Annotated in this window: 28 protein-coding genes; 4 read left to right on the top strand and 24 right to left on the bottom strand. The window is 64.7% G+C overall.

From position 1 onward, the window contains the following. Positions 1 to 27: 27 nt before the first annotated feature. From ML401_RS16090 to eno, 17 genes are all read right to left on the bottom strand, one after another. Positions 28 to 378, bottom strand: a complete 351-nt coding sequence (locus tag ML401_RS16090; protein WP_212069105.1) for a hypothetical protein — start codon at positions 376 to 378, stop codon at positions 28 to 30. 54 nt (positions 379 to 432) lie between these two features. Next, entirely contained in the window at positions 433 to 1404 is a 972-nt protein-coding gene (locus ML401_RS16085) for a tripartite tricarboxylate transporter substrate binding protein BugD (protein ID WP_212069106.1), read from the bottom strand. An 81-nt stretch (positions 1405 to 1485) separates the two neighbouring features. Next, positions 1486 to 2727 carry a threonine synthase gene (locus ML401_RS16080; RefSeq protein WP_212069107.1) on the bottom strand — a complete coding sequence of 414 codons (1242 nt, stop codon included), beginning with the start codon at positions 2725 to 2727 and terminating at the stop codon, positions 1486 to 1488. Positions 2728 to 2865: 138 nt separating this feature from the next. After that, on the bottom strand, positions 2866 to 4287 hold the full coding sequence (gene lpdA / locus ML401_RS16075; protein WP_285812440.1) for a dihydrolipoyl dehydrogenase: 1422 nt from the start codon (positions 4285 to 4287) through the stop codon (positions 2866 to 2868). Positions 4288 to 4304: 17 nt separating this feature from the next. Further along, positions 4305 to 4535: a hypothetical protein gene (locus ML401_RS16070; protein WP_194407952.1), complete on the bottom strand. Its 231-nt coding sequence runs from the start codon at positions 4533 to 4535 to the stop codon at positions 4305 to 4307. Positions 4536 to 4553: 18 nt separating this feature from the next. After that, positions 4554 to 5909, bottom strand: a complete 1356-nt coding sequence (locus ML401_RS16065) for a pyruvate dehydrogenase complex dihydrolipoamide acetyltransferase (protein ID WP_285812439.1) — start codon at positions 5907 to 5909, stop codon at positions 4554 to 4556. 63 nt (positions 5910 to 5972) lie between these two features. After that, a complete protein-coding gene (locus tag ML401_RS16060; protein ID WP_259208148.1) occupies positions 5973 to 6425 on the bottom strand; it encodes a nucleoside deaminase in 453 nt (150 codons plus the stop codon). 2 nt (positions 6426 to 6427) lie between these two features. Beyond that, positions 6428 to 6730, bottom strand: a complete 303-nt coding sequence (locus tag ML401_RS16055) for a DUF5076 domain-containing protein (RefSeq protein WP_194407949.1) — start codon at positions 6728 to 6730, stop codon at positions 6428 to 6430. Between the two features lie 3 nt (positions 6731 to 6733). After that, on the bottom strand, positions 6734 to 8116 hold the full coding sequence (locus tag ML401_RS16050) for a pyruvate dehydrogenase complex E1 component subunit beta (RefSeq protein WP_194407948.1): 1383 nt from the start codon (positions 8114 to 8116) through the stop codon (positions 6734 to 6736). A 29-nt stretch (positions 8117 to 8145) separates the two neighbouring features. Next, on the bottom strand, positions 8146 to 9168 hold the full coding sequence (pdhA, locus tag ML401_RS16045) for a pyruvate dehydrogenase (acetyl-transferring) E1 component subunit alpha (RefSeq protein WP_211416879.1): 1023 nt from the start codon (positions 9166 to 9168) through the stop codon (positions 8146 to 8148). 268 nt (positions 9169 to 9436) lie between these two features. Beyond that, positions 9437 to 10954 (bottom strand): aldehyde dehydrogenase, encoded by a 1518-nt coding sequence (gene adh / locus ML401_RS16040; protein WP_285812438.1) that lies wholly within the window; start codon positions 10952 to 10954, stop codon positions 9437 to 9439. A gap of 225 nt (positions 10955 to 11179) precedes the next feature. Next, positions 11180 to 12139, bottom strand: a complete 960-nt coding sequence (locus ML401_RS16035) for a GAF domain-containing protein (RefSeq protein ID WP_285812437.1) — start codon at positions 12137 to 12139, stop codon at positions 11180 to 11182. Between the two features lie 202 nt (positions 12140 to 12341). Beyond that, complete coding sequence (locus tag ML401_RS16030; protein ID WP_211417488.1) at positions 12342 to 12659, bottom strand: septum formation initiator family protein; 318 nt, start codon at positions 12657 to 12659, stop codon at positions 12342 to 12344. A gap of 101 nt (positions 12660 to 12760) precedes the next feature. After that, a complete protein-coding gene (locus ML401_RS16025; protein ID WP_285812436.1) occupies positions 12761 to 13312 on the bottom strand; it encodes an NADPH-dependent FMN reductase in 552 nt (183 codons plus the stop codon). Between the two features lie 222 nt (positions 13313 to 13534). Next, a complete protein-coding gene (locus tag ML401_RS16020) occupies positions 13535 to 14533 on the bottom strand; it encodes an MBL fold metallo-hydrolase (protein ID WP_285812435.1) in 999 nt (332 codons plus the stop codon). Positions 14534 to 14649: 116 nt separating this feature from the next. Continuing rightward, positions 14650 to 15783: a zinc-binding dehydrogenase gene (locus ML401_RS16015; RefSeq protein WP_194407942.1), complete on the bottom strand. Its 1134-nt coding sequence runs from the start codon at positions 15781 to 15783 to the stop codon at positions 14650 to 14652. A 43-nt stretch (positions 15784 to 15826) separates the two neighbouring features. Beyond that, a complete protein-coding gene (eno, locus tag ML401_RS16010; RefSeq protein WP_063194677.1) occupies positions 15827 to 17110 on the bottom strand; it encodes a phosphopyruvate hydratase in 1284 nt (427 codons plus the stop codon). 174 nt (positions 17111 to 17284) lie between these two features. Here eno and ML401_RS16005 point away from each other — a divergent pair, with 174 nt between their 5' ends. Both ML401_RS16005 and queF read left to right on the top strand, forming a co-directional pair. Further along, on the top strand, positions 17285 to 18262 hold the full coding sequence (locus ML401_RS16005) for a lyase (protein WP_285812434.1): 978 nt from the start codon (positions 17285 to 17287) through the stop codon (positions 18260 to 18262). Positions 18263 to 18314: 52 nt separating this feature from the next. Further along, entirely contained in the window at positions 18315 to 18791 is a 477-nt protein-coding gene (gene queF / locus ML401_RS16000) for a preQ(1) synthase (RefSeq protein ID WP_211416874.1), read from the top strand. A gap of 45 nt (positions 18792 to 18836) precedes the next feature. Here queF and ML401_RS15995 read toward each other — a convergent pair whose 3' ends face one another. The 4 genes from ML401_RS15995 to ML401_RS15980 form a co-directional block, all read right to left on the bottom strand. Then, the gene (locus tag ML401_RS15995) at positions 18837 to 19064 is read right to left on the bottom strand and encodes a hypothetical protein (RefSeq protein WP_285812433.1); all 228 of its coding nucleotides are present in this window, start codon (positions 19062 to 19064) and stop codon (positions 18837 to 18839) included. A gap of 66 nt (positions 19065 to 19130) precedes the next feature. After that, complete coding sequence (locus tag ML401_RS15990; protein ID WP_285812432.1) at positions 19131 to 20339, bottom strand: MFS transporter; 1209 nt, start codon at positions 20337 to 20339, stop codon at positions 19131 to 19133. Next, positions 20339 to 21187, bottom strand: a complete 849-nt coding sequence (kdsA, locus tag ML401_RS15985; RefSeq protein ID WP_285812431.1) for a 3-deoxy-8-phosphooctulonate synthase — start codon at positions 21185 to 21187, stop codon at positions 20339 to 20341. Before kdsA ends, ML401_RS15990 begins: the two co-directional genes overlap by 1 nt. 117 nt (positions 21188 to 21304) lie before the next feature. Beyond that, positions 21305 to 21631, bottom strand: coding sequence for an NIPSNAP family protein (locus tag ML401_RS15980; RefSeq protein WP_211416870.1), 327 nt, complete (start codon positions 21629 to 21631; stop codon positions 21305 to 21307). A 121-nt stretch (positions 21632 to 21752) separates the two neighbouring features. Here ML401_RS15980 and ML401_RS15975 point away from each other — a divergent pair, with 121 nt between their 5' ends. After that, on the top strand, positions 21753 to 22004 hold the full coding sequence (locus ML401_RS15975) for a BrnT family toxin (protein ID WP_285812430.1): 252 nt from the start codon (positions 21753 to 21755) through the stop codon (positions 22002 to 22004). A gap of 33 nt (positions 22005 to 22037) precedes the next feature. Continuing rightward, the gene (locus ML401_RS15970) at positions 22038 to 22295 is read left to right on the top strand and encodes a BrnA antitoxin family protein (protein ID WP_285812429.1); all 258 of its coding nucleotides are present in this window, start codon (positions 22038 to 22040) and stop codon (positions 22293 to 22295) included. A gap of 5 nt (positions 22296 to 22300) precedes the next feature. On the opposite strand, the gene ML401_RS15965 is transcribed toward ML401_RS15970, so the two are convergent. The 3 genes from ML401_RS15965 to tpiA form a co-directional block, all read right to left on the bottom strand. After that, positions 22301 to 23932 carry a CTP synthase gene (locus tag ML401_RS15965; protein ID WP_194407932.1) on the bottom strand — a complete coding sequence of 544 codons (1632 nt, stop codon included), beginning with the start codon at positions 23930 to 23932 and terminating at the stop codon, positions 22301 to 22303. 166 nt (positions 23933 to 24098) lie between these two features. Continuing rightward, on the bottom strand, positions 24099 to 24485 hold the full coding sequence (secG, locus tag ML401_RS15960; RefSeq protein WP_211416868.1) for a preprotein translocase subunit SecG: 387 nt from the start codon (positions 24483 to 24485) through the stop codon (positions 24099 to 24101). Between the two features lie 139 nt (positions 24486 to 24624). Further along, positions 24625 to 25380: a triose-phosphate isomerase gene (gene tpiA / locus ML401_RS15955; RefSeq protein WP_285812428.1), complete on the bottom strand. Its 756-nt coding sequence runs from the start codon at positions 25378 to 25380 to the stop codon at positions 24625 to 24627. Between the last annotated feature and the right edge of the window lie 191 nt (positions 25381 to 25571).

Here is a 25571-nt window from a genome sequence, read left to right as displayed (position 1 = left end):
CGCCGGCACGACGCTTGGGTGCAGGTGTCACTTCCTCTGGAGCAGACCCATGCCCTTGGGGCCGTAGGTCTCCAACGCTTCGGCGCACTGCTTGGCAGGGTTCGCCTTGAACTCGTCGTATCGCTTGTCGCGCCACGCTCCGCCCTGTTCCGAAACGTCGAACGCCTTCAGCACCCCGGGTCCGCCCAGCTTGCGGACTTCGCCATCCCACTTCTTGATATCCAATATGACACCCGGACACTGCTCCGACGCAATCACGACGTCAGTGTACTCCTGGTGCAGCTGCGCAGCGTCGGCAATGCTGGTGCCGGGCGGCGCTGCGTTGGCGGCTGCGGCGATCGAACACAGTGACGCCGCCAACATGGTCTTCAACTTCATCTTACGTCCTCTTCGAGAGGCAGCTGAGCGATATTGGCCTGGCCAACATACCTCTCAATCGACCTTGATGTTCGCGGCCTTGATCATCGGCCACCATTTTGCGATCTCGGCCTTCTGACGGGTGCCGAGCGCTTCGGGCGTGAGCTGGTCTTTCGGCGTCATCTCCAGCCCCTGGCTTTCGAGCTGCTTCCTCACGGCGGGATCGTTCAGGGCCTCCACGGCCGCGGCATTGAGCTTGGCCACGATGTCCTTCGGCGTGCCCTTCGGCACCCACATACCCGACCATAGCGTCATGTTGAAGCCTTTCAGGCCCGCCTCCTCGGCGGTCGGAATCTCCGGTGCCGAGGACAGGCGCTTGTCGTCGGTGATGGCGTAGGCGCGGATGGTGCCGGCGCGAACCTGATTGATGGAGTTCGAGGTCTGGTCGACGATGATGTCGATCTGGCCGGCGATGAGATCGTTCAGGGCGGGCGCCGTGCCGCGATACGGCACGTATTGCAGCTTGATGCCGGAGACGCTCTCGAAATAGACGCCGGCGATGTGGCTGCCGGAGCCGGCACCCGCGGTGCCCGCCGTCGGCGGCGAGGGTCGCGACTTCAGCCACTCCAGAAGCTCTTTCAGAGACGTCGCGGGCACCGCATTCTTGCTGACGACGATCATCGGATTGCTCGGCAGCAGCACCACCGGCTCGAGATCGGCGACCAGATCGTATTTGAGCTTGTAGACCGCGCCGTTGGCGACGTGGGTGCCGAGATGGCCGAACGAGATCGTGTAGCCATCCGGCGGCGATTGCACCGCGCGGCCGACGCCGATCGAGCCGCCCGCGCCGGTGACGTTCTCGACCACGACGGCCTGGCCAAGCGAGGTGCGCATCCGCTCGGCCAGCACCCGCGCCATCGCATCCGACGGGCCGCCCGCCGCGAACGGCACGATGATGGTGATGGGACGGGTGGGATAGTCATCGGCGCGCGCGGCGCCTGAAACAGCGAGAACAGCAAACAGCGCAGCCCAGACGGCCTTCGTCATTGTCTTCTCCCCAACGATGTCGTTATTGTTTTTGCTCTTCCCGCGGACGGGAAGAGAGATCGTTCGTGGCGTATTGCCGCGCTAGAATTGGGTGTAGTCGATCGGCTTGTGCCGGTCGAGCGTGCGGTCGACCTTCGGCAGCGGGTATTTCAGGCCGGTGGCGCAGTTGAACAGCATGACGCGGTCACCCTTCGAGACGCGGCCGTCGGCAAGACTCTCCTTGTAGGCGGCGTAGGTGGCGGCGCCCTCCGGACACAGCAAGAGCCCCTCCTCGCGCGCGACCTCGTTCAGCGCCGCCGAGATCTTGTCGTCGTCGACCGCGATGGCAAAGCCCTTGCTCTCGCGCACCGCACGCAGGATGAGGAAATCGCCGATCGCCTGCGGCACGCGAATGCCCGAGGCGATGGTGTGGGCATCCTCCCAGCGCGTCGCATGCTCGGTGCCGGCCTCGTAAGCCCGCACCATCGGCGCGCAGCCCGAGGCCTGCACCGCGACCATGCGCGGGCGCTTCGAGCCGATGAAGCCGATCTTCTCCAGCTCGTCGAACGCCTTCCACATGCCGATCAGGCCGGTGCCGCCGCCGGTCGGATAGAAGATCACGTCGGGCACGTCCCAGCCGAGCTGCTCGGCGAGCTCGAGGCCCATCGTCTTCTTGCCTTCGATGCGGTACGGCTCCTTCAGCGTCGAGGTGTCGAACCAGCCGACTTTCGCCTTGCCCTCGCCGACGATCTTGCCGCAATCGTCGATATAGCCGTTGACGCGATAGACGGTTGCGCCCTGCAGCTCGATCTCGCTGACGTTCACTTCCGGCGTATCGGCCGGGCAGAAGATCGTGGTCTTGATGCCGCAGGACGTCGCATAGGCCGCCAGCGCCGCGCCGGCATTGCCGTTGGTCGGCATCGCCATGTGCTTGATGCCGAGCGCCTTGCCCATCGACACCGCCATCACGAGACCGCGCGCCTTGAACGAGCCGGTCGGCAGCCGTCCCTCGTCCTTGACGATGATCTCGCCGCCGCCGAGCTTCTTGCCGAGCTTGGGCAGCCGGATCAGCGGCGTCGTCACTTCGCCGAGCGAGACGATGTCCTGGCATTTGCGCACCGGCAGCAGCTCGCGGTAGCGCCACATGTCGCCGGGCCGCTGGGCGAGCGCATCCTTGGTCAGCGCCTTCTTCACCCCGGCGAGGTCGTAGCGCACCAGCAGCGGCTTGCCGGCCTTGGAGAGGTTATGGACCTGGTCGGCCGCATAGTGATCGCCCTCCATCGCGCATTCGAGATGGGTGACGAAGGTCGGGCGTTCGATGGTGAGGTTGTCGTTGTCGTGCATGGCTCGCTTCTTTCTTCTTCCTTGTTTCGCCAGTTTCCTGCGTCCGTCATTGCCGGGCTTGACCCGGCAATCCATCCTTGAGAGCGCTTCGCTTGATGGATGCGCGGGTCAAGCCCGCGCATGACGAGCGGAAATCGCTCAGATATTCAGCACCCGTCCATAAGCATCCAGCACGGCTTCCTTCATCATCTCCGACAAGGTGGGATGCGGGAAGACCGTGTGCATCAGCTCCTCTTCCGTCGTCTCCAAATTCATGGCGACGACGTAGCCCTGGATCAGCTCGGTGACCTCGGCGCCGACCATGTGGGCGCCGAGCAGCTGGCCGGTCTTCTTGTCGAAGATCACCTTGACCAGGCCTTGGTCCTCGCCGAGCGCGATCGCCTTGCCGTTGCCGACGAAGGGGAAGCGGCCGACGCGGATCTCGCGGCCGCTCTCTTTCGCCTTGGCTTCGGTGAGGCCGACCGAGGCGACCTGCGGATGGCAATAGGTGCAGCCCGGGATCATATTCTTGTCCATGGGATGCGGATGCAGGCCCTTGATCGCCTCGACGCAAATCACGCCCTCATGCTCGGCCTTGTGCGCGAGCATCGGCGGTCCCGCGACATCGCCGATGGCGTAGATGCCGGGAACGTTGGTCTTGCCGTAACCGTCGATGACGATGCAGCCGCGGTCTGTTTTGACGCCGAGCTTTTCGAGGCCGAGATTCTCGATGTTGCCGACGACGCCGACCGCCGAGATCACGCGCTCGAACTCTGATGTGACAGGCTTGCCCTTGCCGTCGTCGATGGTGGCGACGACGCTGTCGGCCTTCTTCTCCAGCTTCGTGACCTTGGTCGAGGACATAATCTTGATGCCCTGCTTCTCCAGGCGCTTGCGCGCAAGGCCCGCGATCTCGGCGTCCTCGACGGGAAGGATCTGCGGCAGCACCTCGACCACGGTGACCTCGGAGCCCATGGTGTGGAAGAACGAGGCGAACTCGATGCCGATCGCGCCCGAGCCGACCACCAGCAGCGACTTCGGCATCCGCTCCGGCACCATCGCCTCGAAATAGGTCCAGATCAGCTTCTTGTCGGGCTCGAGCCCCGGCAGCACGCGCGGCCGCGCACCGGTCGCGACGATGATGTGCTTGGCCTGATAGGTCCCCTCGCCCAGCGAACCCTTGGGGCCCTCGACGTCGGACTTCTTCACCGTGACCTTGCCGGGCGCGTCGATCGAGGCCGCGCCCCAGATCACGCTCACCTTGTTCTTCTTCATCAGGAAGCCGACGCCGTCGTTCAGGCGCTTGGAGACCCCGCGCGAGCGCTGCACCACGGCCTTCGGGTCGAACGAGACCTTCTCCGCCGACAGGCCGTAATCCTTGGCGTGCTGCATGTAATGGTAGATCTCGGCCGAACGCAGCAGCGCCTTGGTCGGGATGCAGCCCCAGTTCAGGCAGATGCCGCCCAGATAGGATTTTTCGACGATCGCGACCTTGAAGCCAAGCTGAGCGGCGCGGATCGCGGTGACATAGCCGCCCGGACCGGAGCCGATGATGATGATGTCGAAGGATGTATCGGCCATGGCGGCTCCCGTTCAACTCACGTGGACGCACCGCGGGCGCGGCGCCTGAAAATCAAAACCCGGACCAGCCATTCGAGCAGGATCGCGCCGGCCATGATGGCCAGCGCAATCATGACGACCGCCTGGCCGATGCTCCTTGCCAGCTGCTCGCCGGCAAAGAACGCGGAATGCAGAATATCGAGCCCGACTGGATTGAGCGCAAGCGCGGCCGAGAGCAACAGGGAGATCCAGGGCCAGCGCGTTCGCATTCACCCTGCGCCTCCCCGTCAGACCATCATCATCACAGGGTTTTCGATCAGCTGCTTGAACGCGCCGATCAGCTCGGCGCCGAGCGCGCCGTCGATCGCGCGGTGATCGCACGACAAAGTCACGCTCATCATGTGCGCGATCTCGATCTTGCCGCCGCGCACCACAGGCCGCTCCTCGCTGGTTCCGACCGCGAGGATGGTCGCATGCGGCGGGTTGATCACGGCGGTGAAGTGGCTGATGCCGTACATGCCGAGGTTGGAGACGGCGGTGGTGCCGCCCTGATATTCCTCGGGCTTCAATTTGCGGGAGCGAGCGCGCGCGGCAAAATCCTTCATCTCGTTGGAGATGGTGGAGAGCGTCTTGGTCTCCGCTTTCCGGATGATCGGCGTGATCAGGCCGCCCGGCATCGCCACGGCGACGCCGACGTCGGAATGGTGGTGCTTGACCATGCCGCTTTCGGTCCAGCTGACGTTGCAGTTCGGGATCTTCTGCAGCGCGACCGCCATCGCCTTGATGACGAAGTCGTTGACCGAGATCTTGTAGAGCGGCTTCTTCTCCTTGTCCTTGGGCGCAGCCGCGTTGATCTCCTCGCGCGCGGCCAGCAGCTTGCCGATGTCGCAGTCGATTGTCAGGTAGAAGTGCGGGACATTCTGGATCGACGCGGTCAGGCGCTGCGCAATGGTGCGGCGCATGCCGTCATGCGGGACGATGTCGTAGGAGCCGGGCTCGAACAGCGACAGGATCTGCTTGTCCGACATGGTGGGCGCGATCGAGGGCGCGCCGGACGGCGCTGCGGCGGGGGCTTTGAGGCCCTTGCCGGACTTGGCCTGCTCGACGTCGCGGGCGACCACGCGGCCGTGCGGACCGGTGCCGGTGACCATACCGACATCGATGCCTGCTTCCTTGGCGAGACGTCGCGCCAGCGGAGAGGAGAACGCGCGGCCGCCATGGCCGTTGCTCTGCGCGGCCGGTGCCGGCTGCGGCGCGGGTGCGGCGGCGGGCGGCGGTGCGGCCTTCGGCGCTGCCGGCGCGGGAGCCGCAGCAGCAGCCGGAGCTTCAGCGGGCTTCTCTGCTTTCGGTGGTGCGGCCGAAGCGCTGGGCTTGGCGCTACCGGCCGCCTTGACGTCCTCGCCCTCACCGGCGAGCACCGCGATCACGTCGTTGACCGGGACGTCCTGCGTGCCCTCGGGCACCAGGATCTTGGCGATAGTGCCCTCGTCGATCGCCTCGACCTCCATGGTGGCCTTGTCGGTCTCGATCTCGGCGATGACATCGCCGGATTTGACCTTGTCGCCTTCCTTCTTCAGCCATTTGGCGAGGTTGCCCTTCTCCATCGTCGGCGAGAGAGCGGGCATCAGGATGTTGATGGGCATGCTGACCTCAAGACAAACTTTGCAAAAATTCGTCTTCGACAGCCGAAGACGAACAGACCAGGTTTAGTTGCCGATGTCGCCCTGCCACAGGCGCTCATTGGCGGGATTGGAACGCCAATTCTTCATCATGGCGATGGAGCGCTCGTCGGCAAGGTCGATCCAGGGGATGCCGAACTTGTCGAGGATATCTTTGGAGCCCTCGAAGGTGACGGATTCGCCGATCACGACAAGCTTGACCTTGAACAACGCGAGCGCGCCGGCACACATCGAGCATGGCGACAGCGTGGTGTACATGATCGTGTCGTGGAACGAGATCACCCCGGCTTCGCGCAGGCAGCTCATCTCGCCGTGCAGGATCACGTTCTTTTCCTGCACGCGGTTGTTGTGGCCGCGGGCGATGACCTTGCCCTCGCGCGTCAGCACGGCGCCGATCGGCAGGCCGCCCTGCGCGATCGAGGCCTCGGCTTCGCGGATCGCCTCCAGCATGAAATCGAAATGGTGGGCTTCGACTGCCACGGTCAGTGCCCCTTGCCGCGCGGCGTCGTGGTGCCGGTGTCGGTGGGACGCTCGATCTCGGCCTGGAACATCTCCAGGATCCGGCTGAGCGCGTCTTCCTCGGTGTATTCGCTCTCGCGCGCATAGGCGCGCGCGGCGTGGCGGGCGAGATCGACGAGCAGCAGGCCCCACATGTCGGGCTCTTCGAAGGCCCGCTGGAACGCCATCGACAGCCCGCCGTCCAGCACGAACACGCGCAGGATCTCGACCGCGTCGTCGCGGGTCATGACGTCGGGCGGCAGTGGCTGCTCCTTCGGGCCCGCCATGGCCTACCTGTAGCAGACGGCTTTGGCGGCTTCGACGACTTCAGCCGCCGAGGGCAGCGCGAGCTTCTCCAGATTGGCGGCATAAGGCATCGGCACGTCCTTGCCGGAGACGCGCGCGACCGGCGCATCCAGATAATCGAAGGCGTTCTCCATGATGCGCGCGGCGATCTCGGCGCCGACGCCGCTCTGCGCCCAGCCCTCTTCCACCGTGACGGCACGACCGGTCTTCTTCACCGAATTGATGATGGTCTCGGTGTCCATGGGGCGCAGCGTGCGCAGGTCGATCACCTCGGCCTCGATGCCCTCCTTGGCGAGCTCGTCGGCGGCCTTCAGCGCATAGGTCATGCCGTTCGACCAGGAGATGATGGTGACGTGGCTGCCGGAGCGCACGATGCGCGCCTTGCCGATCGGAATGATGAAATCGTCGAGCTTCGGCACTTCGCCGGTGTGGCCGTAGAGCACCTCGTTCTCGAGGAAGATCACCGGGTTGGGATCGCGGATCGCGGCCTTGAGCAGGCCCTTGTAGTCAGCCGCCGAGAACGGCGCGACGACCTTGAGGCCGGGCACGTTGGAGTACCAGGCCGAATAATCCTGGCTGTGCTGGGCGGCGACGCGCGCGGCCGCGCCGTTCGGCCCGCGGAACACGATCGAGCAACCCATCTGGCCGCCGGACATATAGAGCGTCTTGGCCGCGGAGTTGATGATCTGGTCGATCGCCTGCATGGCGAAGTTGAAGGTCATGAACTCGACGATCGGCTTGAGGCCGGTCATCGCGGCGCCGACGCCGACGCCGGCAAAGCCGTGCTCGGTGATCGGGGTGTCGATGACGCGCTTGGCGCCGAACTCCTGGAGCAAGCCTTGGGTGACCTTGTAGGCGCCCTGATATTCGGCGACCTCCTCGCCCATCACGAAGACATCCGCATCGCGGCGCATTTCTTCGGCCATGGCATCGCGCAGCGCTTCGCGGATGGTCTGCGTGATCATCTCGGTGCCCGCGGGCACTTCCGGATCGGGTTCAGCGACGGCCTGCGGCGCCGGCGCAGCCTTCGGCGCAGGCGCTTCGGCCTTTGCGGCAGCAGGCGGCGCAGACTCGGCCGCCTTCGCAGCCGGCGCGGGCGCCTTGGCAAGATCGGCCGCGCTCTCGCCGTCGGCGAGAATGGTCGCGATCGGCGTGTTCACGGCGACGTCGGCGGTTCCCTCGGGGATCAGGATCTTGCCGAGCGTCCCCTCGTCGGTCGCCTCGACCTCCATCGTCGCCTTATCGGTCTCGATCTCGGCGATGACGTCGCCCGATTTGATCGTCTCGCCCTCTTTCTTCAGCCATTTGGCGAGGTTGCCCTTCTCCATCGTGGGCGACAACGCGGGCATCAGCACTTGAATTGGCATATCGACTCCAAGAGAAAGCTTGCGCGCGTTCAGCGGTAAACGTCGGTCCAGAGCTCGGCGGCATCCGGCTCGGGATCATGCTGGGCGAAATCGGCGGACGCATTGACGATGTCGCGCACCTCGGCGTCTATCGCCTTGAGATCGGCCTCGCTGACCTTCGCGGCCAGGAGGCGGTTGCGCACCTGCTCGATCGGGTCCTGATCGTGGCGGACCTTCTCGACCTCCTCACGTGTGCGATATTTTGCGGGGTCGGACATCGAGTGGCCGCGATAGCGGTAGGTCTGCATCTCCAGGATGTAGGGGCCCTTGCCGGCGCGGCACCAGGCGGCGGCTTCGTCGCCGGCGGCCTTCACGGCGCGGACGTCCATGCCGTCGACCTGCTTGCCGGGGATGTTGAAGGACACGCCGCGCTTGGAGAAATCCTGCTGCGCCGAGGCGCGCGAGACCGAGGTGCCCATGGCGTAGCGATTGTTCTCGATGACGTAGATCACCGGCAGCTTCCAGAGCTCCGCCATGTTGAAGCTCTCATAGACCTGGCCCTGATTGGCCGCACCGTCGCCGAAATAGGTGACGCTGACATTGTCGTTGCTGCGGTAATGATTGGCGAAGGCGAGACCGGTGCCGAGCGAGACCTGGGCGCCGACGATGCCGTGGCCGCCGTAAAAGTGCTTCTCCTTGCTGAACATGTGCATGGAGCCGCCCTTGCCCTTGGAATAGCCGCCGCGGCGGCCCGTGAGCTCGGCCATGACGCCGTTGGCATCCATGCCGGTGGCGAGCATGTGGCCGTGATCGCGATAGCCGGTGATGACCTGATCGCCCTGCTTCAGGGCCATCTGCATGCCGACCACGACGGCCTCCTGGCCGATATAGAGGTGGCAGAAGCCGCCGATCGCGCCCATGCCGTAGAGCTGGCCGGCCTTTTCTTCGAACCGCCGGATCAGGAGCATGTCGCGGAGCGCCTTGAGCTCCTGCTCCCTGGTGAATTCCGGAGGCGAACCGCCGTCGGTCTTGTCCTGTGGAGTGCTTGCGGCGGCTTTCTTGGGTGCGGCCATAGGAATTCCGGGTCAGAGAAAACTCACGCCCTCTCTAACCCAACTCAAACGCCCTTGGAAAGCACCGCGGCGACATGGCACGACTTTCATTATGCCGCACTGCAACGTGGTCGAAATATTGGAAAATCTTTGGCGCTGATCGGGCAACAAATCTACGCGCGACGCAGTGCGTGCGGCTTCGTGGCCGGATCAAGAACTATGGGCCATGCTGGCCCGGTCGTCGGAGCGGACGGCGCCGGACATGGCGCCGCCCTCTCCGGCCATCCGATCAGAAGAAGCCGAGCTTCTTCGGGCTGTAGCTGACCAGGAGATTCTTGGTCTGCTGATAATGATCGAGCATCATCTTGTGGGTCTCGCGACCGACGCCTGACTGCTTGTAGCCGCCGAACGCCGCATGGGCGGGATAGGCGTGGTAGCAGTTGGTCCAGACCCGGCCGGCCTGGATCGCCCGGCCGAAGCGGTAGCAGCGGTTGGCATCGCGGCTCCAGACGCCGGCCCCGAGGCCGTACAGCGTGTCGTTGGCGATCTCGAGCGCCTCGTCGTCGTTCTTGAAGGTCGTGACCGAGACCACGGGCCCGAAGATCTCCTCCTGGAAGATCCGCATCTTGTTGTGGCCCTCGAACACAGTCGGCTTGACGTAGAAGCCGCCGGCGAGATCGCCGCCGAGCTCGGCACGTCCGCCGCCCGCCAGCAACTTGGCGCCCTCCTGCTTGCCGATGTCGATGTAGGACAGGATCTTCGCCAGCTGCTCGCCCGACGCCTGCGCGCCGATCATGGTGGTGGCATCGCGCGGATCGCCCTGCTTGATCGCGGCGACGCGCTTCAAGGCCCGCTCCATGAAGCGGTCATAGATGTCGGCGTGAACCAGCGCGCGGCTCGGACAGGTGCAGACCTCGCCCTGATTCAGCGCGAACATCACGAAGCCTTCGATCGCCTTGTCGAAGTAATCGTCGTCCTCGGCGGTGACGTCCTTGAAGAAGATGTTCGGCGACTTGCCGCCGAGCTCCAGCGTCACCGGAATGAGGTTCTGGCTGGCATATTGCATGATCAGCCGGCCCGTCGAGGTCTCGCCGGTGAAGGCGATCTTGGCGATGCGCGGGCTGGAGGCCAGCGGCTTGCCGGCCTCGAGGCCGAAGCCGTTGACGATGTTGAGCACGCCGGGCGGCAGGATATCGGCGATGATCTCGGCCCAGACCATGATCGAGGCCGGGGTCTGCTCGGCGGGCTTGAGCACCACGCAATTGCCGGCGGCGAGCGCGGGCGCGAGCTTCCAGCAGGCCATCAGCAGCGGGAAGTTCCAGGGGATGATCTGGCCGACCACGCCGAGCGGCTCGTGGAAATGATAGGCGATGGTGTCGTGATCGATCTCGCCGATGGAGCCTTCCTGGGCGCGGACGACGCCGGCGAAATAGCGGAAGTGATCAATGGCGAGCGGGATGTCGGCGGCGCGGGTCTCACGGATCGGCTTGCCGTTATCCCAGGTCTCGGCAATAGCGAGACGCTCGAGGTTCTCTTCCATGCGATCGGCGATCTTGTTGAGGACGATCGCGCGTTCCACGACGCTGGTCCGTCCCCAGGCGCCCTTGGCCGCATGCGCCGCATCGAGCGCGGCCTCGATGTCCTGCGCGTCGGAGCGCGCGATCTTGCAGACGACCTGGCCGGTCACCGGCGAGGCATTGTCGAAATATTTGCCGGACTTCGGCGCGACGAACTTGCCGCCGATGAAATTGTCATAGCGTTCGGCAAAGGGGACTTTGGTGACGCTGAGAAATTCGACCTTGTTCATTGATCACTCCCGTTGATTGCTGTTTGCGCAATTCGTCGCGTGATCGCGACTTGCGCGGACGATGATCCGGGAGGCGATTTCTGTCAGCCCAGGCGGAAGCGATGGCGGAGCCGACCTGTCGCAGTTCTGCGACAGTCGTGGGGCGAGGCAGCGCGAGATTGAGCGCTCGCAGATTCCACGGCGTTATTGGGAAGATAGCCCGTGACGATTGGAAGCTAAGCAGGCTCAGTGGTTCAGCTCGAACCGCTTGAGCTTTCTGTGCAGCGTGGCCCGGCTGACGCCGAGGGCCTTGGCGGCCGCCGAGACGTTACCGCCGGCACGGAGCAACGCCCGTTGCACCACGCCGCGCTGACCGCCGGCAAGATGATCGCGCGCGGTATCGCCGCCGAGCAGATCGGCCGCGGGCACCGGCTGCAAGGCCCGGCCAGGGGCAATTCCGAGCGCCACCCGGGCGGAGCGGGTCGCGCCGATCACGAGGTCGTCCGCATCGACCGCGACAAGGCCTCCGCATTGGCCGTCCGCAGCTTGCGTCAGCACGATGCGGGCATGGGCAAAGGCCCTGCGGAACAGATCGGCTTCGATCCGCTTGGCCGCCTCGCCCGCCGCAAGCGCGATCAGACTGGAAAACGCATCGGTCCGGTCGGCCCGGCAGGAGGAGACGTCGAGCACGCCCGCCAGCGCCGCCACATGGTCGTAGATCGGAACGGCGGAGCAGCTCAACAGCGTGTTGCGGGCGAAGAAATGCTGGTCGCGGTCGATGGTGAGCGGACGCTGCTCCACAAGGCAGGTGCCGATGCCGTTGGTGCCCTCGTGCTCCTCGCTCCAGAGCGCACCGGTCCACAGGCCCCAGGACTGAAACGTTGCGTCGTCCGCCGGCGTGCCGCGACGATCGACCGGCACGCCCTCGCCGTCGGCAAGCAGCACGCAGCAGCCGCTCGCGCCGACCGCCTGATAGAGCCGGTCCATCGCGCCTTGCGCGGCGGCCAGCAGCGGCGCGATGCGCTCGCGCGCCTGGTGCAACTCGGCTTCGGTCAGCCGCATCGGCGAGGTGCGGCCTCCGGGATCGAGATGATGCAATCTGGACGAACGGCGCCACGAGGCCACAAGCGCGGATCGTGCCGCCTGGCCTGACGCAATGGCGGCCTCGACACGGGCCGCGTGATGGCGGGGCATCGACCCATTCATCACAGTTTCCTCCGATGACAGACTATGACGTGCCCGCGCCGCCTGTTTGATCTTCGTCAACTTCAGTGAGCGTCGCAGAAGCCATGAGCCCGCCGCCGGGCTGCCGTCAAGGCAACTTGCGGTTCCGAAATTACGACCTTCGAAGGAGGAGCCGGATTTCGGGAGCGGCTTTCGCCGTCGGTTTCGAAGCTCGCGGAACGCGCTACTTCGCCGGGATCATCCGAACGAGATCGCGCGGATTGACATAGTCGAGCTGGAAACGCGCCCGCTCGTCCAGCATGTCGGGGTCGATCCGCTCGGACCGCAACAGCGACACCCGCTGCTCGCTCCTGGCGCGCTCGCGCTTGAGCTGGGCCAGCTCGCTGGTCAGCGCGATGATTTCCTGGTCGAGCTCCTGGCGCGCGTTGAGGCCATATTTGCCGGTATAGGCGTTGACGCCGAAATAGCCGACGATGGCGACCGCCATCGCGTAGAGGGCAAGTCCGGTCAGGATCGATTTCAGGCGCGCGCGAGAGACCATCTTGGGAAGATGGGTCAAGTTGGTTAAGGGAGTGCTAATTCAGGTAAGCGAGGCATTCCGGGGTCGATGCTTCGCATCGCCCCGGAACGACACCACCAGCCTCAGCCCTGGTTCTTCGCCACGTGCGCGCCGAAGGCGTCGATGTACTGCTGCAGCACCGTCTTCAGGGAGTCCTTGGTCAGGTTGCCGTTCGCGTCAAACGCATCGCCGACGGCGTTGAGGTAGATTTCCGGCTGCTGCAGCAGCGGACCGGAAATGCCCGGCAGGATGTTCTGCAGATGCTTGGCCGCGCTGACGCCGCCGAGCGGTCCCGGCGAGTTCGAGATGATGCCGACCGGCTTGCCGAGGAGCGAGCTCTTGCCATAGGGGCGCGAGGCGACGTCGATGGCGTTCTTGAGAACGCCCGGGATCGAGCGGTTGTATTCGGGGGTGACGAACAGGACGCCGTTCGATTTCTGCAGCTTGTCGCGGAAGGCCAGCCAGTCCGCGGGCGGCGCACCCTCGAGGTCCTGGTTGAAGAACGAGATGCCCGCCGGCGTGATCACCTCGAGCTTGAGCGTATCAGGCGCAAGCTTGGCGAGCGCGTTGGCGATCTTCAGCGAAAAGCTCTCCTTGCGCAGGCTGCCGGCGATCGTGACGATGTTGTAGGCCATGAGGTGTCCTTGAAACCTTGAGGGAAAAGTGCCGTCGGCACTTAAGCGATCTGGACCGATGGATGCAAGTGCATGAACCGGCCCGATTTGGAAACGCTGTGTTTCGCGAAAGCAGATGGTTGGGCCGGCAGCCCGGATAGAGCGAAGCGTATTCCGGGCTACGAACCAAAACAATCAGGCCGCCCTGGGGCGGCCTGACATTCGCGCGGACCTCGAAGTAACTCAGATCGTCGGATTCCACGCCGACGGGATCAGGCGATACTTCGCGCCGTCCTTCTCGACATGGCCGACCGACGGGAACGTGAAGTGGAAGCCGATCACGGTCGCCTTCTCCGCGGCCGCCATGTCGTAGAACTTGTGGCGCGTCTCCTGCGCCAGCGCGGCGTCGGCATCGAACATCACGTGCCAGTCGGGATTGCGCAGGAAGAATTCCGGGATGTTGGTGACGTCGGACTGGATCAGCACCTTCGCATCGCCCGAGGCAACCGCGAACGAGGTGTGGCCCGGCGTGTGGCCCGGGGTTGCGATCGAGGTGATGCCCGGCGCGACCTCCTTGCCCCACTCGTACTTTGTGACCTTGGACTCCAGACCGGCGAAGGTCTTCTTCACGTTGGCGAAGTAGTTCTTCATCATCGGATTGGACTCGGCCTTGCCGGCGTTCGCCTCGCTGGTCCAGAACTCCCAGTCCTTGCCCGGCACCATGATCTCGGCATTGGGAAATGCGAGCGCGCCGTCAGCGAGGCGGATGCCGTTGGTGTGATCGGGGTGCAGATGCGAGAGCAGCACCATGTCGATGTTCTTCGGATCGACGCCGGCGGCCTGGAGATTTTGCAGCGTGCGGCCGACCGCGCCCTTGCTCGCCTCGAAATTCGCAATGCCGTTGCCGGTGTCGATCAGGACCAGCTTGGAGCCGGTGTTGATGAGTTGCGGGTTGAACGGCACCGTGACCATGCCCTTCGGCATGTAGGCCGCCTCGCCCGCCGCCAGCGCTTCGTCCTTCGACAGATTGGCGACAAACTTGTCCGGCATCGGGAAGGTGCGCGCACCGTCATTGATCGAGGTGCACTCGAAAGCGCCGACCTTGTAGCGATAGAAGCCCGGCGCCTGCGTCCCGGCTGGCGGCACTGCGGCCTTGGCGGTGGTCGGTCCAAGCCCGGTCGCGGCAGCCGCCCCGAGGGCGGCCGCGCCAGCGAGCAGATGACGGCGATTGAGATCGGTCATGGAAATGTCCCCTTCTGAGCCCTTGCGGTTTTCCGCATTCGATAGCGGCGGAATAATCCGCCGCTGGGCTCAGAAGGCAAGACCTTCTTGCGGTGACCTGCCGTCGCAGATCACGATTATTTATTTGGGTTGATGAGGAATTTTTCGCCGGTGGCGCGTTTGGCGTACACCGCGATGTTGGCGGGATCGAGCACCTCGGTCAGCGACACCACCTTGGTGTAGTGGCTGGCGAAGGTGGTCTTGAGCTCGGACGCGACGCGCTGGCGCAGGCGGCCGATCTCGGCCGGACCGATCTTCTGGAGGAACGGCGTGAGCAGCCAGCCGCCGACGCCCCAGGTCAGGCCGAACGACCGGCTCAATTCGGTCGGCCGATTGTCCAGGCTGCCGTAGATATAGACCTGCTTGTACACGTTGGAGCCGTAGCGGCTGTATTCCTTAGCGGTCTTGTTGGCCGCAACCTCCATGGCGGTCAGGATCTGGCTCGCCAGCTTGCCGCCGCCGATCGCGTCGAAGGCGATCGTGGCGCCGGTCTCGACCAGCGCATTGGTGAGATCGTCCGTGAAACTGGGCGCGCTGGAATCCACGACGTGCTTGGCGCCGATCTTGTGCAGGATGTCGGCCTGCTCCTTGCTCCTGACGATGTTGACGAGCCCGATGCCGTCCTTGATGCAGATCTTGTTGAGCATTTGGCCGAGATTGGACGCCGCCGCGGTGTGCACCAGCGCCTTGTGGTTCTCCCGCCGCATCGTCTCGGTCATGCCGAGCGCGGTCAGCGGATTGACGAACCAGGACGCGCCGTCGGCAGCCGTGGTGCCCGCCGGCAGCTCCATGACGTCGCGGACCTTCAGCACGCGATATTGCGTGTACATCGCGCCGCCGATCATCGACACGGTCTTGCCCATCAGCGCTTTCGCCGCGTCCGACGATCCGGCCCCGATCACCGTGCCGGCGCCCTCGTTGCCGACCGGCAGCGACTGATCGAGCCGGGCTCCCATCATCCGCATCGCCGCCTCCGGCATCGTTGCGGTGATGACCGGCATCTCCTTGGTGCCGGAGGCCTTCGCGGCCGACATGTCGGCCGGCCCGATCAGCAGCCCGAGGTCGGAGGGGTTGATCGGCGTCGCCTCAACGCGAACCACGACCTCGTCGTCGGCAGGCTCCGGCGTCGGGACATTCACGAGGGACAATTCCAGCTCGCCGCTCTTCTTCAACAGCGAACGCAGTTGCAGTCCGGTCTTGCCGTCGCTCATGTCGATCCTCCCCTGTCCTTGTTCTTCGCGCGGTGACGCTGGCCTATGCCAGCGCCTTCAATGCCGCCTTGCCGCCGTAGAGCGCCTGCTTGCCGAGCTGCTGCTCGATGCGCAGGAGCTGGTTGTATTTGGCGGTGCGATCCGAACGTGCAAGGGAGCCGGTCTTGATCTGACCGCAGTTCGTGGCAACCGCGAGGTCGGCGATGGTGGAATCCTCGGTCTCGCCCGAGCGGTGCGACATCACCGAGGTGTATCCGGCCTTGTGCGCCATCTCGACGGCGGCGAGCGTCTCGGTCAGCGTGCCGATCTGGTTGACCTTGATCAGGATCGAGTTGGCGCGGCCGGTCTTGATGCCGTCGGCGAGGCGCTTGACGTTGGTGACGAAGAGGTCGTCGCCGACCAGCTGGCACTTCTTGCCGATGAGGTCGGTGAGCTCCTTCCAGCCGTCCATGTCGTCTTCCGACATGCCGTCCTCGATCGTGACGATCGGATAGCGCGAGACGAGGTCGCCGAGGTACTTGGCCTGCTCGGAGATCGAGCGGGTCTTGCCCTCGCCCTCATAGACGTACTTACCGTCCTTGAAGAACTCGGTCGAGGCGCAGTCGAGGCCGAGCACGATGTCGCTGCCCGCCTTGAAGCCGGCCTTGCCGATCGCGTTCATGACAAACTCGAGCGCGGCGTCGGCCGACGGCAGGTTCGGGGCAAAGCCGCCCTCATCGCCGACATTGGTGTTGTGGCCGGCCTTCTTGAGCTCCGACTTCAGCGTGTGGAAGACTTCCGCGCCGTAGCGCAGGCCCTCGGCAAAGGACGAGGCGCCGACGGGGAGGATCATGAATTCCTGGAAGTCGATCGGGTTGTCGGCATGCACGCCGCCATTGATGATGTTCATCATCGGCACCGGCAGCAGGCGCGCCGAGGTGCCGCCGACGTAACGGTAGAGCGGCATGTCGAGCGAGTTCGCGGCCGCCTTGGCGCAGGCGAGCGAGACGCCAAGGATGGCGTTGGCGCCCAGCCGGCTTTTGTTCGCGGTGCCGTCGAGGTCGATCATGATCTGGTCGATCTGGGCCTGCTGCTCGACATCGAGGCCGCTCAGGGCCTCGAAGATCTCGCCGTTGACGGCGCCGACGGCCTTGGTGACGCCCTTGCCGAGATAGCGGGCCTTGTCGCCGTCTCGCAGTTCCACGGCCTCATGGGCACCCGTCGATGCGCCGGAGGGCACGGCAGCGCGGCCGAGCGCGCCATCTTCCAGCACGACATCGACCTCGACGGTGGGATTGCCCCGGCTATCGAGGATTTCGCGGCCGATGATGTCGATAATGGCGGTCATGATGTGCACTTCCGTTCGTTAGGGCTGATCGGTGCCGCGGGTCTTACACGGGCCGCAAGCAAATGTGAACGCTTGGACGGCGGGCTTCGCCTGACGCGCGAAGCGGCCGGGGCTAAGCTTGAACCCGACTGATCTGCGCGTCCAACCTCAATCTCAAGCAGTCGGGGTAACGCCATGAATCGACGCCAGTTTCTTGCATCGAGCGCCGCCCTGTTGGCGGCCCGCCCATCTTTTGCCCAGGAAGGCCCGTTCCGGACAAAATACTTCCCGGTCAGCGCCGGCATCGGCCTGCACGATCTGGCGCCCGCCCCTGACGGTTCGGTCTGGTTCACCGCACAGGGCAAGGGCCTGCTCGGCAGGCTCGATCGTCGGGATGGCGGTATCAAGACGGTCAGCCTCGGTCAGGGCGCAGCTCCCCATGGCGTGACCATCGGCCCGGATGGCGCGCCCTGGATTACCGAGGGCGGCCAGAACGCGATCGCACGGGTCGATCCTTCCGATCTCAAGGTCACCCTGTTCCGCCTGCCCGAGAAGTTCGCTGCCGCCAATCTCAACACCGGCGTGTTCGACAAGCAAGGCACCTACTGGTTCACCGGCCAGTCCGGCTATTACGGCCGCCTCGCGCCGAGATCGGGCGAGGTGAATGTGTTCAAGGCACCCAAAGGCGTCGGTCCCTACGGCATCACTGTCACCCCGCAAGGCGATGTCTGGTACGCCTCGCTCGCCGGTAGCCATATCGCCAAGATCGATCTGGCGACGGGCAGCGCCAGCGTTGTCGAGCCGCCGACGCCAGGCCAGGGCTCGCGGCGGGTGTGGTCGGATTCGAAGAGCCGGATCTGGGTCAGCGAGTGGAATAGCGGCCACGTCTCGGTGCACGATCCCGCCGCTGCGTCGTGGAAGACGTGGAAGCTGCCGGGCGATCGTCCCCGCCCCTACGCGGTCTATGTCGACGACAAGGACAAGGTCTGGCTGACCGACTTCTCCGCGAACGCCATCGTGCGCTTCGATCCCGCGACAGAGACGTTCAACGTGTTCGCCAGCGACAAGGCCAATGCCAATGTGCGCCAGCTCGACGGCCGGCCGGGCGAGCTCTGGGGCTGCGAGTCCGGCAACGACCGGATCGTCATGATCCAGACCATCGCTGCCGGTTGACGACAGCGGCATTTGCGTCCATCCCGGCATCGAAACAGGATGTGACGACACAATGGCCAAGACATCGGCGAAGACATCGGCGAAGAAATCCCTCCAGCTCGGCCGTGCGGTCGAGTGGCCGCACACACCGGAAGACGCCCAGCTCGACCGCGTGCCCAATCCACAAAAGGGCACCGATTATCTCGTCCGCTTCACCGTGCCGGAATTCACCTCGCTCTGCCCGGTCACGGGCCAGCCGGATTTCGCGCATCTGATGATCGACTATGCGCCGGGCCCGTGGCTGCTGGAGTCGAAATCGCTAAAACTCTACATCGCGAGCTTCCGCAACCATGGCGCCTTCCACGAGGACTGCACCGTGATGATCGGCAAGCGCATCGCCAGCGAGATCAAACCGAAATGGCTGCGCATCGGCGGCTATTGGTATCCGCGCGGCGGCATTCCGATCGACGTGTTCTGGCAGACCGGCCGCGTGCCCAAGGGCCTGTGGGTGCCGGAGCAAGGCGTCGCGCCCTATCGCGGACGGGGCTGAGAACGGCGCGAACAGACGCGCGTGGTTGTGGTCACACGCGACGCGCTACTTGGTGACGGATGACCTTTCCCAGGGACGTTTGCCGTTGGCATCTCTGTCCCATGGACGCGTGGTCGGCGCGTTCTTTTCCTCGGCAGCAGCTTTCGCGCGGTCGGCTTGCACCTGCTCGCGATCGGTCACGGGCGGCTTGGGCTGTGCTTCAGACGTCTGCGCGGCGACCGGAGCCATGGCATGCAGCATGGCGAGCAGCGCGGCGATCACAAACTTTGTCATTCCCGGCTGTAGCACGCTGAAGGTCAGTCCGTCCGATTTAGTTGCAGGGTTCCCGAGCGACTTTCATCATACCCGCGCGTCAGACGGCGCACGCTGCTTGAGCAGCCGGGCACAGACGACGCCCAGCACCACCATGACCGCGGCGCTGGCAAACAGGGTCGGCATCTTGCCGGCATGCTGGAGCCCGAAGCCATAGGCGAGCGGTCCGACGGTCTGTCCCATGAAGAAGAAGAACGAATGCAGCGACAGCGCGGTGGCGCGCGCTTCGACCGAGAGCTCGCTGGCGAAGACCTGCAGACAACCATGGGCGATGTAGAAGCCCCACCCCATCACGATGAGATTCAGCGCCTGCACTTCCCAGCGCGGGCCGAAGGCGACGGCAACGAGCTGCGAGGCCACCAGCGTCATGCCCGCGATCATCATGCCCTTGACGCCGAGCCAGGGCAGCAGGCGGGACACCGTCAGCGTGTAGAACAGGCCGCCGACCGCAAAGCCCGCGATGACCATGCCGGCGATCGAGAGCGAGGTCTGGCCGAGCTCGAACAGGAACGAGGCGATGTAGGGAAACAGGCCGAGCACGCAGCAGCCTTCGATGAACACCGCCGAATAGCAGACATAGGCGTTCGGATTGGTGAAGATGGTGCGATATCCGGCCTTCAGTGCCGACAGGCTCGTTTTCGGCGGATGCTGGACCTTGGCGCCGCGAAAGCCGGCGGCGACCGCGATCGAGGCCACGATCACGAGCGCGCCGAGCACTGCGAGCACGCCGCGCCAGCCGAGCAGATCGCCGATCAGGCCGGAGGCCGAGGCGCCGAGCAGATTGCCCGTCATGGCGCCGGCCAGCGTGCGGCTGATCGCGACCTGGCGTTTCTCAGGCCCGACCAGATCGCTGGTGAGGCTGAGCGCCACCGGAAACACGCCGCCCGAGCCGATGCCGGCGAGGATGCGGGTCGCGAACAGAACCGAGAACGAGGACGAGAGCGCGCCCAGGATGTTGGCGAGGCCGAGCAGCGCGAGGCAGCCGATCATCAACCGCGTCTTGCCGAACAGATCAGCGGCAGCGCCGACGATGGGCTGGATGATCGAGAAGGTGAAGGCGAACACCGCGGCAAAGCCGGCCGCGGTCGCGATGCTGACGCCAAAATCCTCGGCGACGTGCGGCAGCACCGGATCGAGCGCGCGCGCCGACAGCGCTGCGGCAAAGCTTGCTCCTGAGATGACGTAGAGCGCCGTCGGCAGACCGTGATCGTGCGGCCGCGCCTCGCTCTTCTGCATCAGCGCGGGTTCTTTGCCAGCGCGTCGAACGCCATCAATCTCGCGATCAGCCCTTCGAACTCGCGCAGCGGCACCATGTTGGGCCCGTCGGAGGGGGCGCGATCAGGATCGGGATGGGTCTCGATGAAGACGCCGGCCACGCCGACCGCGACGGCGGCACGTGCCAGCACCGGCACGAATTCGCGCTCGCCGCCCGACGAAGTCCCCTTCCCGCCCGGCTGCTGCACCGAATGGGTGGCATCGAAGATCACGGGCGCGCCGGTGGTGCGCGCCAGGATCGGCAGCGCGCGCATGTCGGAGACCAGCGTGTTGTAGCCGAACGACACCCCGCGCTCGGTGACGAGCACGTTGGGATTGTCAGCACTGGTGATCTTGGTGACGACATTCGCCATGTCCCAGGGCGCCAGGAACTGGCCCTTCTTGACGTTGACGACCTTGCCGGTCGCGGCCGCTGCCAGCAGCAGATCGGTCTGCCGGCACAGGAAAGCCGGGATCTGCAGGATGTCCACGGCCTGCGCCACCTCGGCGCATTGCGTGGCCTCGTGCACGTCGGTCAGGACAGGCAGGCCGAGCGAGGAGCGGATCTCGGCGAAGATCGGCAGCGACTGCGACAGGCCGAGCCCGCGCGCCGCTGACGCGCTGGTGCGGTTGGCCTTGTCGAACGAGGTCTTGTAGACGAGGCCGATGTTCAGCCGCGCCGCGATCTCCTTCAGCGCGGAAGCGACCTCCAGCGCATGCTGACGGCTTTCGAGCTGGCAGGGTCCGGCAATGATCGAGATCGGCAGATCATTGCCGAATTTGACGCTGCCAATGGTGACGACCGGCGCCGCTGAATGCGAAGAGCTCAAGGCAAATCCCTCGTTTCGGCGCGACCATAGCCGCGATGAGGGTCGGATCAACCCTATTCGCCCCGGGCCATCAGAATATCAGGGTTGCGCCGGAGTTCCCCGCTGCGGCGGGAATCGCTACTTCACCGCCGAGAATGCGGTGGGCGTGAGGATCTGGCTGACGATGTTGCCGACGATCTGGCCGTCAGCTTCGCTCTCGGCGCGGGCTTTCATCCAGTCCGGATCGGTCATGAACGCGCCCCACTTCTTCTCGCGCTCGGCGAGCGAGTCCCAGGCCAGGAAATAGGTCAGCTCCTGGTTGGATTCACCGATCATCGTCGTGAAGAACCCGGCCTGCTTGATGCCGTGCTTCTCCCAGATTTTCAGCGTGGCGGTCTCGAAGCGCTTGAGGAGCGCCGGCAGCCGGCCGGGCACGCAGCGATAGATGCGCATTTCGTAGATCATTGGACTAACCTCCCTCAAATTGCCGGCGAGTTATAGCGGCGGTGGCCGTGGCTGTCTTGAGGTCGAGCGCACATGGCACCCCTGCCGTTTGCCGCTCGCAATTGACGGAGCCACGCCCAGATTGTATATACAGAAAAATGGCCGCTTCGATCGCGCGAAGGACTTGGCGAACATCGCGAAGCACGGCGTCTCGCTCGCGCGTTGGTCCGATATGGAAATCCGGGCGATCGTTCCAGTTGAGCCGTTCGATTATGGCGATCCGCGTTATCGAGCTTGCGGGTTCATTGATGGCATCGCGCATTGCCTGGTGTTCACCATTCGCGATGAGCGATATCGACCGATCAGCCTGCGACGCGCCCATGCAAGGGAGTGAAGCGCTATGTCCCGGAAGACTAAGCAATCCGCCGTGGACGAGAACCCCGAGTGGACCCGAGCCGAATTCGCGAAGGCGGCAAAATTCCCTGCCGTTGTCCGGTTGAAGGATATCAAGCCCAATCAACTCACTTCCATGGTCGGCAAACGCGGACCACAGAAGACTCCGACCAAGATTCCAGTGTCGATCCGGCTCAGCCCGGAAGTCGTGATGCACTTCAAATCCACGGGGCCAGGCTGGCAGTCGCGGATCGACACTGCGCTACGCAGAATGATCAAGAAGGCAAGTTGAGCCGGCTACACCAGCCGGCTCTGCTTCGCAGCCGCCTCGATGAACGAGGCGAACAGCGGATGCGGCTCGAACGGCCGCGACTTCAGCTCGGGGTGGAACTGGACGCCGATGAACCAGGGGTGATCCTCGTACTCGACGATTTCAGGCAGCACGCCGTCGGGCGACAGGCCTGAGAATTTCAAGCCGTGCTGCTCGAGGCGGTCCTTGTAGGCGGTGTTGACCTCGTAGCGATGACGGTGACGCTCGGAGATCTCGGTGGCGCCGCCATAGACCTGGGAGACGCGGCTGCCGCGATTGAGCGCGGCGGGATAGGCGCCGAGGCGCATCGTGCCGCCGAGGTCACCGGCTTGCGAGCGCTTCTCGAGCTCGTTGCCGCGCAGCCATTCCGTCATCAGGCCGACCAAGGGCTCCTTGGTCGGGCCGAACTCGGTGGAGTTGGCGTCCTCGATGCCGACGAGGTTTCGCGCGGCCTCGATCACCGCCATCTGCATGCCGAAGCAGATGCCGAAATACGGCACGTCGCGCTCGCGCGCGAATTGCGCAGCCTTGATCTTGCCCTCGGCGCCACGCTGGCCGAACCCGCCGGGGACGAGGATGCCGTTGACGTGCTCGAGGAACGGCGCGGGATCTTCCTTCTCGAAGATCTCGCTCTCGATCCAGTCGAGATTGACCTTCACCTTGTTGGCGATGCCGCCATGCGAGAGCGCCTCGATCAGCGACTTATACGCATCCTTCATGCCGGTGTATTTGCCGACGATCGCGATGGTGACGTTGCCCTCGGGATTGCGCACGCGCTCGTTGATCTGTTGCCAGCTGCGCAGCTCCGGCGGAATCCGCGAGCCGATGCCGAAGGCGGCGAGCACTTCGTCGTCGAGACCCGCATTGTGATAGGCCTCGGGCACCGCGTAGATGTTGTCGACGTCGCGCGCCTCGATCACGGCGCTTTCGCGCACGTTACAGAACAGGCCGAGCTTACGGCGCTCCTCCTTCGGAATCTCGCGGTCGGTACGGCAGAGCAGGATATCAGGCTGAATGCCGATCGAACGCAGCTCCTTCACCGAATGCTGCGTCGGCTTGGTCTTCAGCTCGCCCGCGCTCGGGATAAAGGGCAGCAGCGTCAGATGGATGTAGACGGCGTGATCGCGCGGCAGCTCGTTCTTGAGCTGGCGGATCGCCTCGAAGAACGGCAGACCCTCGATGTCGCCGACGGTGCCGCCGATCTCGACGAGGACGAAATCGTAGTCGTCATTGCCATCGAGGACGAATTCCTTGATGGCGTTGGTGACGTGCGGAACCACCTGGATGGTCGCGCCGAGGTAATCGCCGCGGCGCTCCTTGGTGATGATGTCCTGGTAGATGCGTCCCGTGGTGATGTTGTCGGCCTTGGTTGCAGGCCGGCCGGTGAAGCGCTCGTAGTGACCGAGATCGAGATCGGTCTCCGCGCCGTCATCGGTCACGAACACTTCGCCGTGCTGATACGGCGACATCGTTCCGGGATCGAGATTGAGATAGGGGTCGAGCTTGCGGAGGCGGACCTTGTAGCCCCGGGCTTGCAACAGCGCACCGAGTGCCGCTGAAGCCAGACCCTTGCCGAGCGAAGAAACCACGCCGCCGGTGATGAATATGTACCGCGCCATGGGACTTAACCTCTAATCCCTCGAATTCGATTCGCCAAAGCGATTCGTATTCCGCCCAAAAGATTCTGCGGGCCTGTGGGTGAGCCAAAACTAAGAGTGGTGACAGTGCCTTGATGGGGATTGTTGATGCAGGACGGTAGCTATCGCCCTGCATGGCCCCCCTGCTTTATTGTGAACGCGGCACCTGCGGGCCGGTCGGAGCCGGCGCCTGCTGCTGCTCGTCGGCCTTCTTGAGCGAATCCAGGATGCCGCCCGAGGTCGGCGGCGCGATTGGCGAGCCGCCGGCCGGCTGACCCTGCGACGCCGGCGTGCCGATGATCGACGACGGCGCGCGGCTGTAGCCGGCGTGCCAGGACAGGAACATGCTGGTGAGGAAGAAGCCCGCGGCGAGGACCGCGGTGGTCCGCGTCAACAGGTTCGCGGTGCCCCGGCTCGACATGAAGCCCGCGCCGCCGCCCATGCCGAGGCCGCCGCCTTCCGACTTCTGGAGCAGGACGGCGCCGATCATGACGGCGACGATCATGAGGTGAATGACGATGACAACGGTCTGCATAGTGCCCTTCCGTCACAAGCGGGCGGCGCCTGACGGCGGCCGATCGCGCTTCGCGGGTTTTCCTGAAGTTGCGCGGTGTTACACGATCGGAGGGGGTATTGCCACCCCCGATCGGCTCCGAACCAACGGTTTGAATGAGTTAGGGGCAGCCCTTGGCAATCGCAAGGAAATCGGCCGCCTTCAGGCTGGCGCCGCCAACCAGCGCCCCGTTGACGTTCTTCACGGCCATCAATTCGGCCGCGTTCGAAGGCTTGACCGAGCCGCCGTAGAGGATGCGCATCCGGCTACCCTCGGCCTTGAACCTGGCGGTCAGGAATTCCCGGATAAACCCATGAATCTGCTCGACATCCTGGGACGTGGGGGTCAGGCCGGTGCCGATCGCCCAGACCGGCTCATAGGCCACGATGAGATTCGCGGCGGTCGAGCCATCGGGAAGCGAGCCGGCGAGCTGCCCGCGCAGAATGTCCAGGGTCTGGCCGGCGTCGCGCTGGCCCTGCGTCTCGCCGATGCAGACGATCGCGGTCGCCCCGGCGCGCCAGGCCGCTTCCGCCTTCTGGCGGATCAGGCCATCGCCCTCGCCGTGGTCGGCGCGGCGCTCGGAATGGCCGACAATGATGGCGCCGGCCCCGGCATCCACCAGCATTTCGGCGGAGATATCGCCGGTATGGGCTCCGGAGGCCTTGGGATGGCAATCCTGGGCCCCGACCGCGACCGTCTTGCCACGCGCCTTCTCGGCAAAGGCTGCGATCAGGGTCACCGGGGGGCAGACCAGCAGATCGGCTTTTGCGGCCACACCTGCCGCGCCGGTGAGCATGGCGTCGAACTCGGCAGCCTGGGCCTTCAGGCCGTTCATTTTCCAATTGCCGGCGATCAGGGGGCGGATGGCGTCGGTCATGTCAACTTCCAGCAAAATGAGGTTTGCGCATGCGCTAGCAGAGCTGCCGCGGCAGTTCCAGAGACCAGAGGCCTTTAACCGCAGTCTCCAGCGGTCACTGGGCCCGAGGTTGCGGGGGGAAAGCCGCCACTTTATGATGATTGATCAATTTGGTGACGCGCTTTTGCGGAATCTGCATTAAGACGCGCTCC

Origin of the sequence: Bradyrhizobium sp. 62B, assembly GCF_030272265.2 — a bacterium.
In the GTDB taxonomy this organism is placed as follows: Bacteria; Pseudomonadota; Alphaproteobacteria; order Rhizobiales; family Xanthobacteraceae; genus Bradyrhizobium.
The sequence above is the reverse complement of the archived record's forward strand: the minus strand, read 5'-3'. Positions and strand labels throughout refer to the sequence as shown.